We start from the raw sequence: 15,322 nt of genomic DNA, 5'->3' as shown, positions 1-15,322 counted from the left end.
TAACCTCTTATTCTGCTGCGTGTACTGGCAGAGTTAACATATCTGGGGCAAGTTGCTTACGCGCTATGCGAAGACCTTTGTTAATTTGGCTTATAGTAGAGTCAGGAAGCGCTACAAACGTTTTTGTGTTTGTATCCCAACTACCTGCTTGCTTGCCATCGCGCGTTAAATAAATAAGCTCTAAACGACCAATGCGTAAAAAGTCTACTTCTCGCTCTTTACCACTTACTTCTAATAGAGCGGTATATGCTTCAATGGTACGCCCGTAATCAACTTCCACTTGATAAGCTTCCAAAACACGGCGAAATTTCTCGCTTGAGGTGATATCAGCGCGATCCATCATGGTTTTTAATGAGGCTAAACGTTTTGCACGCTCATCTTGTAGAAATGGCACGTCGAGTGATACAAACTGCTCAAGGCCTGTGATCATACGCATCATTAAAGGTGTAATTTGACGTTCAATAATAGAAACCTGATCCATTGACAGGTTTAACGATTCCATCTCTTCTATTTGATTATTTAACTGTTTAGTTAGCTGAGCGTTGTAAACAGCTAAACCGTCAATTTCTTTATTGAGGGTTTTAAACTGCTGTAAACGCCCTTGCATTGAATCTGCAATCTTGTCTATTTTTGTTTGTGATTGCGCAGCTGATTTATTAATTTCACTGCTTTTATCAATAACCTTATCTAAATCGTTTGCGTGTACTGCTGCACTTGCGGCCACAATACCAGCTAAGATTAATGGTTTAACGCCTTTCATCGCATACACCTTTACTCGTTAGTTAGCGGATTTGCTAGTTTGTTTTCTTAGGTCTTAAACTTTGTTATATAAATAATTTATGACTTAATAATTTCAATGAGCAGGAGTTTATAGATGTAACATGACAAGGATGTTGCGCAAAAAAGTCGCTTTTATGACAATGGTAACAATTAAGACTTACAAGGAGATTTTTAAGATGATAAGAGCATTTGTTAACCAAATGCCCTATAAACAAGCTGGGTTATTTTAAAATTGAATTAATTTGATTAAGGGAATAGTGCCAATCGGTATAATTAATTTCTATTGGGTGTGCTTTATTGTCTTTTATAAGCACGAGTGAGGGAAACCCTTGAATAGGTAACGTACGAACGAAAGACAACTCTTCTTTAAGTTCATCATTAAGCTCACTTGATGCTAGCTGCGCAGTAAACTCATTTTTATCTAAGCCAATTTGTTCAGCCAAACTAATTAGCGTACTTTCATCTGACGGGTTTTGCGCATTTAAGTAATAAGCATGTTGAATTGCAGCCACCATTTGAGCTTCTTTATCCGCTTTACGCGCTATAAGTGCAGCTCTGCATGCGGGATACGTTGAACGTCTTGGCTGGCAATCGCGCCAAAAGTTATAATTAAATTGCGTACCTAACTGCGCTGAAATTTTATGCCAAGTACCCTCAAGCATCTCTTTCATATTTTGTGGCATTGGGTCTTGGCTATCAGGTGCTAATCCACCTACTTTATATTCAATTGCTACTTTACCAGCAAGCTCTGATTTTAGCTTAAGCCAGGTTGGTGAGTAACCCCAACACCAACTACACATAGGGTCATGAACATATATTAATTTACTTTGAGACATATTAATCCTTCAATTAGTTCGAGACGACTCTATTACGACCAGCAGCCTTTGCACTATAAAGAGCTTCATCTGCTTGTTTTAATGAATCATCATAATCAGTTACTTTATTTACTTGGGAAATACCAATACTACAGGTGATTGAAATACGCTGCTTGTCATCGGTAAATATAACGTGCCCTGCGACAGCCTCTCGAAATTTGTTTGCAATTACAGTGGCTGTAGGAACAGTAACCTGCGGTAAAATAACAACAAACTCCTCACCGCCATAACGCGCTTTTAACGCAGTTGCCAAAAACTGAGATTCAAGGAGCTTGGTAAATTCAATCAATACCGTATCACCAAAGTCGTGACCATGCGTATCGTTTAAAGACTTGAAGTTATCTAAATCAATTAACAAAATTGAAAAAGGTAAGTACTGCTCTGGGCGTGTTTGGGCAAGCTTTAAAAAATGAGAGGTAATAAAACGTCTGTTTGCTATACCAGTAAGGGGGTCGGTATAAGCATCTTGTTTTTGCTCGAGCGTAATATCGGCAATAGCCATGTGGCTTTTATGCCTAAAATACTCACCAATAAATGAGAATAAAAACACCATAGAAAAGGACGCTATAAATCGTGTTTTTTCTACATTGCCATAGCTAACTTGACCAAAATCAGGGCCGTATAAAATAACAATACAAGAAAACAGTAAAGTAAAACCTAACCAAGCACCTAATCTGACCCCTAAAGATGCAAACGTCACTACAGGATAAAACATTAGCCAATATAGCGCGGTGTTGTCTTTACCACCGGTATAAACAAGTGCAACAAACATCATGCATACAATACTCATACTTATTAATGCCACTACTTGAAGATTACCCGTTTTTATAAAGTAGATAGAACAGCTTATATTTGTAATGTTAACGATAATTAATGAAGCAGTGAGTATCGGTGAGTAAACCTTATAATTCAAAAACACGAGTACAGCAATCACCACAATTGATATCCCAATCATGGTAAATAAAGAAAACGCTTTGCGTTGCATGTCTGAGCTATAAACACTGTCGATATTTATTAGACTGAGCCAATTTGGTTTATTCACATTTTTTTTAGTCATTAATTTTATACTTTAAACTTTTGAACCATATTTTCTAAGGCACTAAACTGCTGTTTTAGTTTGGTACATTCGTTAAGCGTGTCATTTAAGTTAGCCTTGCCTTGTATAGAAAGCGCACTAATTGTTTGAATATCAGTATCTAATAACTTAACAACTTGGTTTTGCTCATCGGTTGCACTGGCTACAGAATGATTTGCATCGTTAATTTGCTTAATAGCTTGTATAACATGGCTCATTAAATTGCCGACGGCATCTGCTTGTTGTACGCTTTTTTCACTGTCTTGAAGGCTTGTTTTCATAAGCTCTACAGCAAGGTTTGAGCCTTTTTGTAACTGGCTCACCGTGTCTTCAATTTCTTGCGTTGATTGTTGAGTGCGGTGTGCTAATTGGCGTACTTCATCTGCTACAACGGCAAAACCGCGTCCTGCCTCTCCTGCTCTAGCGGCTTCTATTGCTGCATTTAGTGCCAATAGATTAGTTTGCTCGCTTACACCTTTAATAACTTCAAGCACTTGCCCAATACTGGCTGTGTGCGTATTTAAACTGTTTATAGTTTGCTGAGCTTTCTCCATATTAGCTGAAAGCTGGTGGATGGTTGTAACACTGTGACTTAACGCTTCTTGGTTTTGTGTTGAGTGCTCATCTGCATTTTTAGCAAGCTGCGATGCACTCTCTGCATTATTTGAAATATCCATTGATGTAGCTGAAAACTGGTTAATAGCCGCTGCAACACTATCGGTTCGTTTACTTTGATCATCATACATAGACAGCGATGAATGTGTTTGTGATACCAAGCTCTCAATAGCTGTATCTAATTGCTCTGTTGACTCTTTTACTTGCTCTATTGAATGCTGAATTTTTTCGATGAAAATATTAAACGAATGGCTTAAGTCGCCAAACTCATCATCATTTTCAACGGTTAAGCGCCTTGTTAAATCCCCTTCGCCTTGTGCTATATCTTTAATGGCATCGTTTAAACGGTTCATAGGCTGCATTAAATAGCGTAATAAAAGCTGCATCATAATAATGATAGTAATGATCCCTATCACCATAAAAACAGCCGCAGTTTGGCCAAAGTTAGAAACGCTGACATACGCTTTATCTTTATCTATGACAACACCTAGGTACCAATCTACGTTTTCAATACCACTGATTTTTGTAAACGAGATAAGCTTAGACTCTCCGTTTATCTCGTATTGGGTAAACTCACTTTGCAAGGGCGTATTAGTACCAAAAATGTCTGATGTATTTTTTAAGTTTAACTTAGCATTAGGATGGCTTAACACTTGACCTTTGTTATCGAGTAAAAAACCATAACCGAGACCTAAAAAATCAATATCGTTAATAATTTTAGTCACGGTTTGCATATCAATATCGGCACCTGCAACGCCGCTAAACTGGCCATTTTGTTGCATGGGTACTACCGCTGAAATTGTAAGCTCGTTAGTTGTTACATCAATATAGGGAGTTGTAAAAGCGGTATTTGATTTGTTTTCGACTAATTTGTACCAAGGGCGAGAGGTCGCATCAAAATCAGCAGGTAAAACGACTGATTGATCGTTTAATATAAACGTGCCGCTGGATTTACCTATATACGTATTTTTAAAGCTTCCGGCAAGCTCTGCAGTATTTAATTGTGAAAGGGTGAGTGCTTTAGAATCATTAGCTTTATGGGTTTTAGCAATTGATATAACAATCGCCAACTTTGCATTTAACCAACTCGCTATATTTTGTGAAACAGATTCGGAATTTTGTTGTAATACTAGGCTTAACTGCTGCTCGGTTTGCTTGCGCATCGCAATGTAGTTATTAAAAGTAAATAACCCTAGCACCAAAACCAAAATTAAAGAGGCTGCAATAGTCACTTTGGAAGTAAATTTCAACGAGTTAAGCATATACATCCTTTTTATTATTTATCTTTATTATCCATACAGTTTTAGCAAAGATTTAGCTAAATGTCCTAATAAATAAGGCTTGTGACTAGGTTATTGTATAAAAATAAGGATAAAGGATTAAAAAACAAAAGGCTGTAGGGGGTAACTGACTAATATTGAAATAAATTGTGACTCGTATTAATTACTTATGGAACGTTCCTATTAAATGTGGCTTTATAAGTGACTGAATACGTATTCAGTCACTCTTGTATAGTCTATTATTTCCACTTATTTGCTAAGCGAACAACATTTAATCCGTACCATGCGATAAATACATAACATAGCATGGGAACAAAAAAGCTTTGCTGTATATTTACTGTGTCAGCTATAAACCCTTGCAGTAATGGTACAAGTGCACCACCTACAATAGCTAAGCACAACCAACCAGAACCCTTACTGGTCAATGATCCTAGTCGCTCGATTGCAACTGAAAATATAGTCGGGAACATAATTGAGTTAAATAAACCAATTGCCAATACTGAATATAAAGCGACGTCACCTTGAGTAAAAATGGTGATCAGCAATAGCGCAATAATACTAAATGCATTAAATGCGATCGCCTTAGAAGGCGCTATTTTTTGTAATAATACAGAGCCAATAAAACGCCCTACCATTGCCCCGCCCCAGTAATAACTAATAAGTGCAGCCGCAGTATGCTCTTCAAGTCCTGCTATGTGCGCCTCACCAAAGTAGTTAACTAAAAAGCTGCCAATGGCAACCTCCCCACCTACATAACAAAATATAGCAAGTACACCCATAGTTAAGTGCGGTGCTTGAGTTAATGAACGAGATTCTACTGCAGCATTATTTTCCTCTTTATGGGCTTCAATTTCTGGAAGCTTTATAAAGGCAAATATAATAGCGATAAGTAATAAGGCACCAGCAAGCATTAAATAAGGCACTTTTACAGACTCAGCAGTTGCTGCAGAAGCAGCTAGACTACCTGCTGTACCAAAAAATAATAAACCACCTACATAAGGCCCAACGGTAGTACCAAGCGCATTAAGTGCTTGTGCCAAATTTAAACGAGAAGAAGCTGTTTTTTCGCTCCCAAGAGCAGCAACATAAGGATTGGCAGAAACCTGAAGCACCGTTACACCAGCGGCAAGTACAAATAAGGCGCTCAAAAATAGCCAATATTCATGTACTACAACAGCAGGATAAAACAACATGCACCCAATTGAAGCCACAATTAAACCAGTTAAAATCCCTTTTTTGTAACCAAACTGCTTAACTAAAATCCCCGCAGGGATAGAAACAATAAAATAAGCACCAAAAAAGCAAAACTGTACTAGCATCGCTTCAAAAAAGCTTAAATCAAATACGCCTTTTAATCGTGGTATTAGTACATCGTTTAAAACAGTAATAAAACCCCATAAAAAAAATAGGGTCGTCATTGCAGTCAGTGGAAACAGATAATTTTTATTTGGCTGTTCGTTGACCGCGAATGATTGATTTGTATTTATTTCACTCACGTCGTTTTCACTCCATTAACAAGTTGAAAACGATTCTACATGTTTATATATAAATTAGTCAGCGCAACAAAGGAACGTTCCAATTTTATGGCTTGCATTGAGTATTTGTCGTATTGATAATACGGTCTATCTCGCCACTATTATGAAACTGATAAAGCCCTTCATTTATGTCCTCTAAGACTAAAAGCCATTTAGGTGTAAGCTTACTAATAGCAAAATATAAAGGGTTGTATTGCAGAGGAATGCTTTCTTGCTCAATAGAAGAAAGCAAAGATTGTTTTTCAGGTTTAGTTAAAGAAGAGTACGTTACAGAGAATTTAAGAACTTGAGGATCGCCTATAATCAAATCAACACGTTTAGTAACCAGAAGTTGAACAAGCTGTAAATCATCAACAGAGGTGATAACTTCAAACTCGCCATTGTCCATCATGGCATCAAACTCAGGCGTATTTTGATACCCACGAACAACGCCAATTTTTTGCCCTTTAAGCGATTTTAAGTTTCCAGTGAAACGGTCTGTATCGCCTTTCCTTTTTAAAAATGCAATTTCTCCACCTTTAAACGAATTAGATAAACCGAGTAATTCTCGACGTGTTTTACCATTAACATAATCGGAGGGGGCTGTATCTTCTATAAAATATTCAGGCATTAATATATCAGCTTTGCCTAGTTCTACATTTCGTACAGCTCTTGCCCAAGGCAAAAATTCAATATATACGCTGTAGCCCTTACTATTTAATAGAGCAATTGAAAATTGATAAACCCAGCCTTTATTACATAAATTATTACCAATATAAGGAGGCCAATCGAGTGTGGCTAAATGGAGTGTTTGTTTGGGGTTTTTCGCTTCATAGAGCACTCCTGATTTGTGGTAATGTCCAGTTAAAACATGTTGAGTACCATTTTGATAATACTCAACTGATGTTTCAGCAAAACAATTACTACTTGTCAGTAATAATATAAAATAAAACCAGCGCATTTTAGTATCTATTTATGATTTATAATGTTTTTAAGTTTAGTCAAAACTAACATTTTTGCACAAATAAACCTTAACTAATCAGCTTTTTTGCCACCTCATTTTATTGTTTGTATCACGAGAGCTAATAATAGTATCGTCACTACTCTCAACGCCGCCTAATTTAGCTAAGCGATCATACAAAACAACATTACAGGTAGCCGCTAAGTTCATGCAGCCAATAGTTGGAATATATACCACTTCATCACACCACTTTAAAACGTCTTTTGGCACAGAGCCATCTTCAGGGCCAAAAACATAGAACGCATTTTCAGGGTGCTTAAACTCAGGTAAAGGTGTTGCACCTTCAATAAGCTCAATAACAACAACGGTTGCGCCCTCTGGTTTTACCGCTTCTAAACTATTGGTTTCAGTTAAAGGGATACGCTCAAGTGCGTTCTTAGTATCGGTATGAAACTTTTTAGCGTTTAAGTAACGATTACCGGTAAAAAACACTTGTTTGGCGTCGTAACAACCTGCTGCACGCAATACACCGCCAACATTAGTCGGGCTTTTAGGATTGATTAAACCAATTACCGCTTGTTGTTTGCTCATTACTCAGCGTCCTTTGTTGGCCACTCTGCAATGTACAAATCAAAGTCGTCTAGCTTTACATCGCAATCTTTTACTGTTTTGTCTTTTACAGAAATACCTAGCTCATGCATCTTTGTTTTATCGCCACTATTTAATAATGGGTGCCAAGAAGCCAAACCCCGGCCTTCATGTAAACGACGGTAACTGCAGCTTTGTGGCATAAAAAAGATGTCTTTAAGGTTTTCTTTTGTGAGTTTTACACAAGAAGGAACAAGCGTTTGGCGGTTTTCGTACTCGCTACAGCCACAGGTGTTGTTATCAAGATACTGACATACAATATTAGTAAATATTAATTGCTCACCTTCGCGTAACTGATCGGTGGCGGTAAATTCGTCTTCATCTTCGCTATCAATAAACGTATTTAAACAACATTTTCCGCATCCATCACAAATGGCTTCCCATTCGTTTTGACTCATGTCGCTTAAGCTTTTTTTAAGCCAAAATTGTGTATTTGCTAATTGTTGATCAAACATAGTTTACTCGTGCCCCCTAAAGAGCGCGCATTCTACCGTATTGCTGTAAATGGCGCAAAGCCAATACCCTTTCAAAGTACAGGCTTTGCGCTACAAATTAGCTTTGAGATTTAACCCAACGCTTAATTTTTTCCTCAAGGATTGGCATTGGCAATGCGCCATCAATTAATATTTGCGTGTGGAACGCTTTAATATCAAATTTATTGCCGAGTTCTTTTTTAGAAAAATCACGTAATTCTTGAATTTTAAATTGCCCTAACTTGTAAGAAAGCGCTTGGCCTGGCCATGCTATATAGCGCTCTACTTCAGCAATTACATCACTTTTAGCCATAGACGAATTTGCAAGCATGTAGTCTATACCTTGTTGACGCGTCCACCCTTTTGCATGAAAACCAGTATCAAGCACTAAACGCATTGCGCGTAATTGCTCGTCTGATAAACGTCCGTACCACATATAAGGGTCGGTAAATAAGCCTAGCTCTTTGCCTAAGCTTTCTGCGTAAAGCGCCCAACCTTCTGCAAACACAGTGTAGCCACCAAATTTACGAAAATCAGGTAAGCCCTCTATTTCTTGCTGAAGTGCTATTTGAAAGTGATGGCCCGGGGCTGCTTCGTGAATTGATAAAGTTTCGAGTAAAAATTTAGGCTGCGCTTTTAAGTTATAAGCATTGATATAAAAAATACCAGGGCGAGAGCCATCAGGCGCCGGAGATGCGTATGATGCACCAGCTGCAGACTGCGCTCTGTATGCTTCAACCGCTTTTACAACGTAAGGTGCTTTGGGTGCGATGTTAAAAAGCAGAGGCAAACGCGCGTCTATTTTTTTCTTAACGTTTTCATATGCCGCAATTAACTCATCAGGCGTGTCGTAGTAAAATTCATCTGAATCGCGTAAATGGTCAAAAAATTCAGATAACTCACCTTTAAAGCCTACGGTTTCTTTTACTTTTTTCATTTCGCTTAAAATACGCGACACTTCACTTAAACCAATGTCATGAATTTCATCTGCAGATAAGCTAAGCGTCGTGTTTTTCTTAATTTGGTATTCGTACCATGCTTTACCGTTTGGTAAGTCACTATAACCAACGCTTTCTCGGCTATTTGCAATATACTGATTAGCTAAAAAGTCACTCATGCTTTTATAAGCCGGAACTAAGTGCTGCATAATCAATTCACGATACTGCGCTGTAATATTTTGCTTTTGCTGTGCGCTAAACGAGTCTGGTAATTTTTTAATTGGTCCCCAAAACAGTGAATCTTCGGCATTTTTAACTACATGAGCTGCAAATTGTGGCTGCAGTTTTTCGGCAAGTGGTTTTGGTAACGTAATACCTAGTTTAATGCCTTGTGCCATTGAGCGCTCTACACTGGCAAGCCACTTTACAAAACCTTCGCTGCGCGACATAAAAGCCGTGTAATCTTCAACGCTATTAAACGGCTGAGCACTTTGACCTGAACCAAAACCTGCAAAGGTGTTATGCGCACCCGCCATTTGGTTAATTGGTAGTAAATAATCAGGAAACTGCATGCCTTCTAATTTAAGTGCAAGGTCGCGCTCTAATATTTCAAAACTTAAAAGCGACTGCCCTGTTAACTGTGCTTTATCTATAAAGTTTAAGCGCTGTTGATATTTTTTATAAAAAGCCGCTTTTTTAGCTCTATTTTCTTTTGAAATCTCAGGCGTGAATTGATCGTTAAACTCGTTACGACCATTATACGTTGCACTGATGGGGCTGTATGTGAGCGATTCATCGTAATACTGCGCAACAAGTACATCGAGCTGTTGCTCTGCCGAAAGCTCTGAAACAATACCTGCCGATGCGTTAACGGTGTTTAACTGCGCACTGGTATTAGTGTGTGTACTAAGCTCAGTATTCATACAGCCACTTAAAGCAAACATAACGCCACTGGCAACTAATGCTAATTTAATTGATTTCATGATAATCCTTTTTAATATCGTTTTTTGATTATGCGCATTAAGCCTTACTTAATAAAGTAATTACGATAGATTGCGTTCATCGTATTAAATTTGCACTTTTATCTGAGCTTGTTACATTTCTATTAATTCAAATATGATTTAAAAGAAAAATAAAATGAAAAAACAACTACTCAGCACCTCTATAGCCTTACTGTGTTTAACTACTTTTAATGCCCATGCCGTTACATACCTATCGGCTAAAGCCATGGTTAATGTTGAAAATGGCACGCTCATTAAATCGCCCTTGATTACTATTGATGATGGCGTAATTACAAACATTGAACAAAATAAAAAACCAACGCTGACTAAAGATGATGAACATATTCAACTACTTGATTTAACCCTTATGCCAGGTTTAATGGATATGCATGTGCATTTAACAAGCGATCCGACCGTTCCACGCAGTGAACGTTTAGGCCAGTCAGTTCCTAGAATGGCAATTAAAGCGGCTCATTTTGCTAAAAAAACCTTAGAAGCCGGATTTACAACAGTTCGTAATGTTGGCGCAGAAGGTTACAGCGTTATAGCGGTGCGTGACGGCATAAATGCGGGTGACATAGTTGGCCCTCGTATTTGGGCTGCGGGGCCATCACTCGGAATTACCGGCGGGCACTGTGATAACAACCGATTACCTCCTGAGCTTAAATATACTTCAAGTGGCGTCGCAGACGGTCCATGGGCTGCGCGTATAAAAGTACGCGAAAACATTAAATACGGGGCAAACGCTATTAAGTTTTGCGCCACAGGTGGAGTATTTTCAAAAGGGACTAAAGTAGGTGCACAGCAGTATTCTTTTGAAGAAATGAAAGCCATCGTTGATGAAGCCCATATGCGAGATTTACCTGTTGCAGCTCATGCACACGGTACAAGCGGGATTAAAACAGCCATTAAAGCAGGTGTTGATAGCGTAGAGCACGCCAGCTTTTTAGATGACGAAGCCATAGCCCTTGCCAAAGAGCATGGAACTTGGCTTTCTATGGATATTTATAACACCGAATACACTTTGACTTATGGCGAGCAAAATGGTGTTGACGAAGAAAATCTAAATAAAGAACGCCAAGTATCAAAAAGGCAACGTGATAGCTTTAGCCGTGCTGTAAAAGCGGGTGTGAAAATGGCCTTTGGAACGGATGCAGCAATTTACCCGCACGGAGATAATGCAAAACAGTTTAGCCGCATGGTTGAATTTGGCATGACAGAACTACAAGCCATTCAAGCATCCACTATTAATACCGCTAAGTTATTAAAAATGGATACTCAGTTAGGACAAATTAAAACCGGATTTGCTGCTGATATAATTGCTGTAAAAGCAAACCCTCTTAAAAACATTAAAACCTTAGAGTCAGTACCCTTCGTAATGAAAGCAGGTGTTGTTTATAAAAACCAATTGTAAATACACGCTATTAAGGCTGAGCTTACTTAGCCTTAATAAACCCCTCCCCCACCTCGAATATCCTAATAAAGGTACACCGTACCTTTATTAGGCTTGGTTTTGTTTGTTAATTATCCGAACAGTTTTATTTAATCAAATAAAATGAACTTTCTATTCACTTTAAAAACAATAACCATTATCATTCGCGCAAATTCAATAACGCGAATAGTTATCACTCTATGAAAACGTTTAAGTACTCTCTTATTACTCTTGCTTGTTTAAATGCAAATATGGCATTTGCCCAAAATACACAAGTTGATGCTGATATTGAACGCATCAGCGTATACGAAAAACAAAACCGCGTGGTGATGAGCTCAGGTCTTGCTACTAAATCAGACATGTCTTTAATGGAAACACCTGCACCGGTTGTGATTATTGACCGTGAACTTATTGAATCTCAAGGTGTAGATAGCCTACAAGATTTAGTTAGAAACGTAAGTGGTTTAACACAAGCAGGTAATAACTACGGTATTGGTGATAACTTAGTAATTCGTGGTTTAGATGCAAACTACACCTACGATGGTATGTATGGTGGTGCAGGCCTGGGTAATACATTTAACCCAACTCGTTCACTTACAAATGTTGAATCTGTTGAGGTTTTAAAAGGCCCAGCAACAGGTTTATATGGCATTGGTAGTGCGGGTGGCGTAATTAACCTAATAGAGAAAAAGCCAGAGTTTGAAGAAAAACACAAAGTATCGGCTGAGCTTGGCCAGTGGGATAGCTATTCATTATCGTTTGATAGCACTAACGCTATAACAGATGACTTGGCCTATCGTGTAATGGCTAAAACAGCGTCAAGTGACGGCTTTCGCGATTTAAAAGAAGATCGCGACGAAATTTATACTTCGCTTAAATACGTGCTAAACGACAGACAAAACATCATGCTTTCTGCAGCATATATAAAAGATGAAATAGCGGTTGATTCTATTGGTCACCCTATTCGTATTTACAATGCAGAAACTGCAAATGGTTTAAGCGCGGGTGAAGTAACCGGTGCCGATTTAGTAAACGATCCGACAGGAAGCGGCGTACAGTTAAGTGATGCACAACGCGACCAACTTGCTAATTCGCTATCTTCATCTGATGGATTAACACCTTATAGCTTTGGCACAAATGGTATTATTTCACCAATGGCTGATGCTAACGAAGGTGAAGAACTGCGTTTTAAATTAACGCATAACTATTACATTACTGACGATTTGTTTTTAAACCAGCAACTACAGTACCGTAACTACACATCAAGTTTTGCGCGCCAAACAGGTGCTTATAACTACGTTTACTCTACTCGTGATGGAATTATAAATAATGACCCACGTGCTCCGTTAGTTGAAGACGGTGTACTTTACCCGTATGCAGCACGCCGCCAAGAATACCGCCAAGTAGAAGCAGATGAAAAATCATGGCAGTACTTTTTAGATTTACGTTATGACTTTATGTTAGGCGACGTAGATAACGAATTACTTGTTAACGCAAACTACGAAGATAGAGATATTCGTTTTAAACAATTCTCAATATGGGATCAAGATTACGTACTCACAAACGATGCTGGTGATGTAACGTACCAAGGTTCATTGCCGTATATTTACGATATAAGAGAACCAAATTGGCCATCTGGCAACTTTGATGACTTCGATCCACTTAAAACCAGCGACTACAATAAAAAAGTACAAGCATGGGGCTTAGGCATTCAACATGTTGGTTATCTTACTGAAGAGCTTACAACGCGTATTGGTGTAGCATATAACCGAATTGAGCAAACTTACGAGCACTTTGGTGTAGATGAGCGCTATAGCTCAAGCCGCGCAGAGCCAACACCTGAAGCGAGTACATCAGATTCTGGCTTAACGTATAACCTGGGTGCAACGTATCAGCCATCTGAAGATTTATCTGTATTTGTAAATCATTCAAAAGGTCGAACGGCGTATAGTGTATTAGGCTCAGTTGCGGGTAATGAAGCAGACAGAGAAGATTCTGAATCAATGAGTAACGATTTAGGTTTTAGATTTAAAACGTTTGATGATCAACTACTAGCTTCTGTTGTTATATTCGAAAGCTCTCGTACTAATTTAGAATACGCAAATCCGCTTTATGACGCTTTAACATCAGGCTCAAATGTACCTGAAAGCTATTATGATGGTAAAGAAGAAACAACAGGTATTGAACTTGATTTAAACGCTTACTTAAATGATAAATGGAAAGTAAACGTAAACGGTATTTATCAAGATGCACGTGACAAAAGCAATCCTAACAGCAGCAGTTATGACACACGCCAAAAAGGTGTGCCTTACGTAACAGCAAGCACGTGGGTAACTTATTACGCAGATATGTTTAACTTACCTGAAGCTGTAAATATAAGTGGTGGTATTACATTTGTAGATAACAGAAGTACTAATTCAAGTTCGTTCTCGATTCCTGATGGTTACGTACCAAGTTACACGATTTACGATACAGCGGTATCGTATACAACTGATAAATGGCATATGCAGTTAAACTTAAATAACTTGTTTAACAAAAAATATTACTCAAAAGCAATGTTTTTAGGTGGCATGCCAGGGGAAGAGCGTAATGCAAAACTAAGTTTTAGTTACACACTTTAATTGGTTTAGAATTTAAAAAGCACGGTTTTCTAATTTAGAAGCCGTGCTTTTTTTGTGTTTTATAAACGCTTAATCTAAATTAAATAGTAACCACTATGCGACCGTTAATTTCACCTTTGAGCATATCATCAAAAATCTCGTTAATGTCCTCTAAGCGTTTTTCTTCAATAATCGCTTTTACTTTACCTTGCGCTGCAAATTCCAAGCATTCCTGCAAATCTTTACGTGTACCAACAATAGAGCCCACTACTGACACGCCATTAAGCACAGTATCAAAAATAGGAAGTGGCATATCCTCTGGAGGTAATCCCACTAATACACATTTACCGCCACGGCGTACACTTTTATAAGCTTGTTCAAACCCAGCTTTAGATACCGCAGTACACACAACGCCATGCGCGCCACCTACTTGTTCAAAAATAGCGTCGCTAGGAACAACTTCTTTAAAGTCGAGTGTTATATCTGCGCCAAGCTCTTTAGCAAGCGCGAGTTTTTCTTTACCTGTATCAACAGCTATTACATTAAAACCCATTGCTTTAGCGTACTGTACTGCTAAATGACCAAGGCCACCTACACCAACAATAGCAACCCACTGCCCAGGTTTAGCACCGGATACTTTTAATGCTTTATAGGTTGTAACACCTGCACAAAATAATGGAGCAGCTTCAGAAAAGCCTAATCCCTCAGGTATTTTTACAACATAATCACCATGCGCTAAACAATATTCAGCATAACTACCATCAATAGAATAACCCGTATTATGCTGCGATAAACACAGTGTTTCTTTGCCATCTAAGCAAAACTCACAGTGCCCACATGCACTATAGAGCCAAGGAATACCCACTCTATCGCCAACTTCTAAGTGCTTAATGTTGCTTCCAACTTTATCAATAACACCAACTCCTTCATGCCCTGGAACTAATGGCATTTTTGGCTTTACCGGCCAATCACCATGACAGGCATGTAAATCGGTGTGGCAAACGCCACAAGCGGCTATTTTTACTAAAACGTCGTTTATTCCAACCTCAGGAATTGGCAGATCTGTTATTTGTAATTTACCTTTGTATTCATTATTAATTGCAGCTTTCATAGTCATTCCATCGTATGTG

Annotated in this window: 12 protein-coding genes; 2 read left to right on the top strand and 10 right to left on the bottom strand. The window is 38.4% G+C overall.

From position 1 onward, the window contains the following. Positions 1–7: 7 nt before the first annotated feature. The 9 genes from AAEY62_RS00900 to AAEY62_RS00860 all read right to left on the bottom strand — a co-directional run bounded on the left by AAEY62_RS00900 (position 8) and on the right by AAEY62_RS00860 (position 10,142). A complete protein-coding gene (locus tag AAEY62_RS00900; RefSeq protein ID WP_197100448.1) occupies positions 8–760 on the bottom strand; it encodes a DUF3450 domain-containing protein in 753 nt (250 codons plus the stop codon). Between the two features lie 241 nt (positions 761–1,001). Beyond that, a complete protein-coding gene (locus AAEY62_RS00895; RefSeq protein ID WP_076924683.1) occupies positions 1,002–1,616 on the bottom strand; it encodes a DsbA family protein in 615 nt (204 codons plus the stop codon). Positions 1,617–1,629: 13 nt separating this feature from the next. Next, positions 1,630–2,712: a GGDEF domain-containing protein gene (locus AAEY62_RS00890; RefSeq protein ID WP_350634434.1), complete on the bottom strand. Its 1,083-nt coding sequence runs from the start codon at positions 2,710–2,712 to the stop codon at positions 1,630–1,632. Between the two features lie 5 nt (positions 2,713–2,717). Further along, a complete protein-coding gene (locus AAEY62_RS00885; RefSeq protein WP_350634433.1) occupies positions 2,718–4,607 on the bottom strand; it encodes a methyl-accepting chemotaxis protein in 1,890 nt (629 codons plus the stop codon). Positions 4,608–4,864: 257 nt separating this feature from the next. Continuing rightward, positions 4,865–6,121 (bottom strand): sugar MFS transporter, encoded by a 1,257-nt coding sequence (locus AAEY62_RS00880; protein WP_007583255.1) that lies wholly within the window; start codon positions 6,119–6,121, stop codon positions 4,865–4,867. Positions 6,122–6,206: 85 nt separating this feature from the next. Then, positions 6,207–7,100 carry a substrate-binding periplasmic protein gene (locus AAEY62_RS00875; protein ID WP_101216936.1) on the bottom strand — a complete coding sequence of 298 codons (894 nt, stop codon included), beginning with the start codon at positions 7,098–7,100 and terminating at the stop codon, positions 6,207–6,209. Between the two features lie 78 nt (positions 7,101–7,178). Then, complete coding sequence (locus AAEY62_RS00870; protein ID WP_007583259.1) at positions 7,179–7,691, bottom strand: RNA methyltransferase; 513 nt, start codon at positions 7,689–7,691, stop codon at positions 7,179–7,181. Beyond that, entirely contained in the window at positions 7,691–8,203 is a 513-nt protein-coding gene (locus tag AAEY62_RS00865; RefSeq protein ID WP_024591051.1) for a YcgN family cysteine cluster protein, read from the bottom strand. The genes AAEY62_RS00870 and AAEY62_RS00865 overlap by 1 nt, the downstream gene beginning before the upstream one ends. Before the next feature lie 97 nt (positions 8,204–8,300). Then, positions 8,301–10,142: a DUF885 domain-containing protein gene (locus AAEY62_RS00860; protein WP_350634432.1), complete on the bottom strand. Its 1,842-nt coding sequence runs from the start codon at positions 10,140–10,142 to the stop codon at positions 8,301–8,303. 154 nt (positions 10,143–10,296) lie between these two features. On the opposite strand from AAEY62_RS00860, the gene AAEY62_RS00855 reads away from it, so the two are divergent. Beyond that, a complete protein-coding gene (locus tag AAEY62_RS00855; protein ID WP_350634431.1) occupies positions 10,297–11,574 on the top strand; it encodes a Xaa-Pro dipeptidase in 1,278 nt (425 codons plus the stop codon). Between the two features lie 218 nt (positions 11,575–11,792). Further along, positions 11,793–14,213, top strand: coding sequence for a TonB-dependent receptor (locus AAEY62_RS00850; protein ID WP_350634430.1), 2,421 nt, complete (start codon positions 11,793–11,795; stop codon positions 14,211–14,213). Between the two features lie 79 nt (positions 14,214–14,292). On the opposite strand, the gene adhP is transcribed toward AAEY62_RS00850, so the two are convergent. Next, the gene (adhP, locus tag AAEY62_RS00845; protein WP_197188195.1) at positions 14,293–15,303 is read right to left on the bottom strand and encodes an alcohol dehydrogenase AdhP; all 1,011 of its coding nucleotides are present in this window, start codon (positions 15,301–15,303) and stop codon (positions 14,293–14,295) included. Positions 15,304–15,322: the final 19 nt, after the last annotated feature.

It is taken from the genome of Pseudoalteromonas sp. GW168-MNA-CIBAN-0100, from assembly GCF_040309225.1.
Taxonomy (GTDB): domain Bacteria; phylum Pseudomonadota; class Gammaproteobacteria; order Enterobacterales; family Alteromonadaceae; genus Pseudoalteromonas; species Pseudoalteromonas arctica.
The sequence above is the reverse complement of the archived record's forward strand: the minus strand, read 5'-3'. Positions and strand labels throughout refer to the sequence as shown.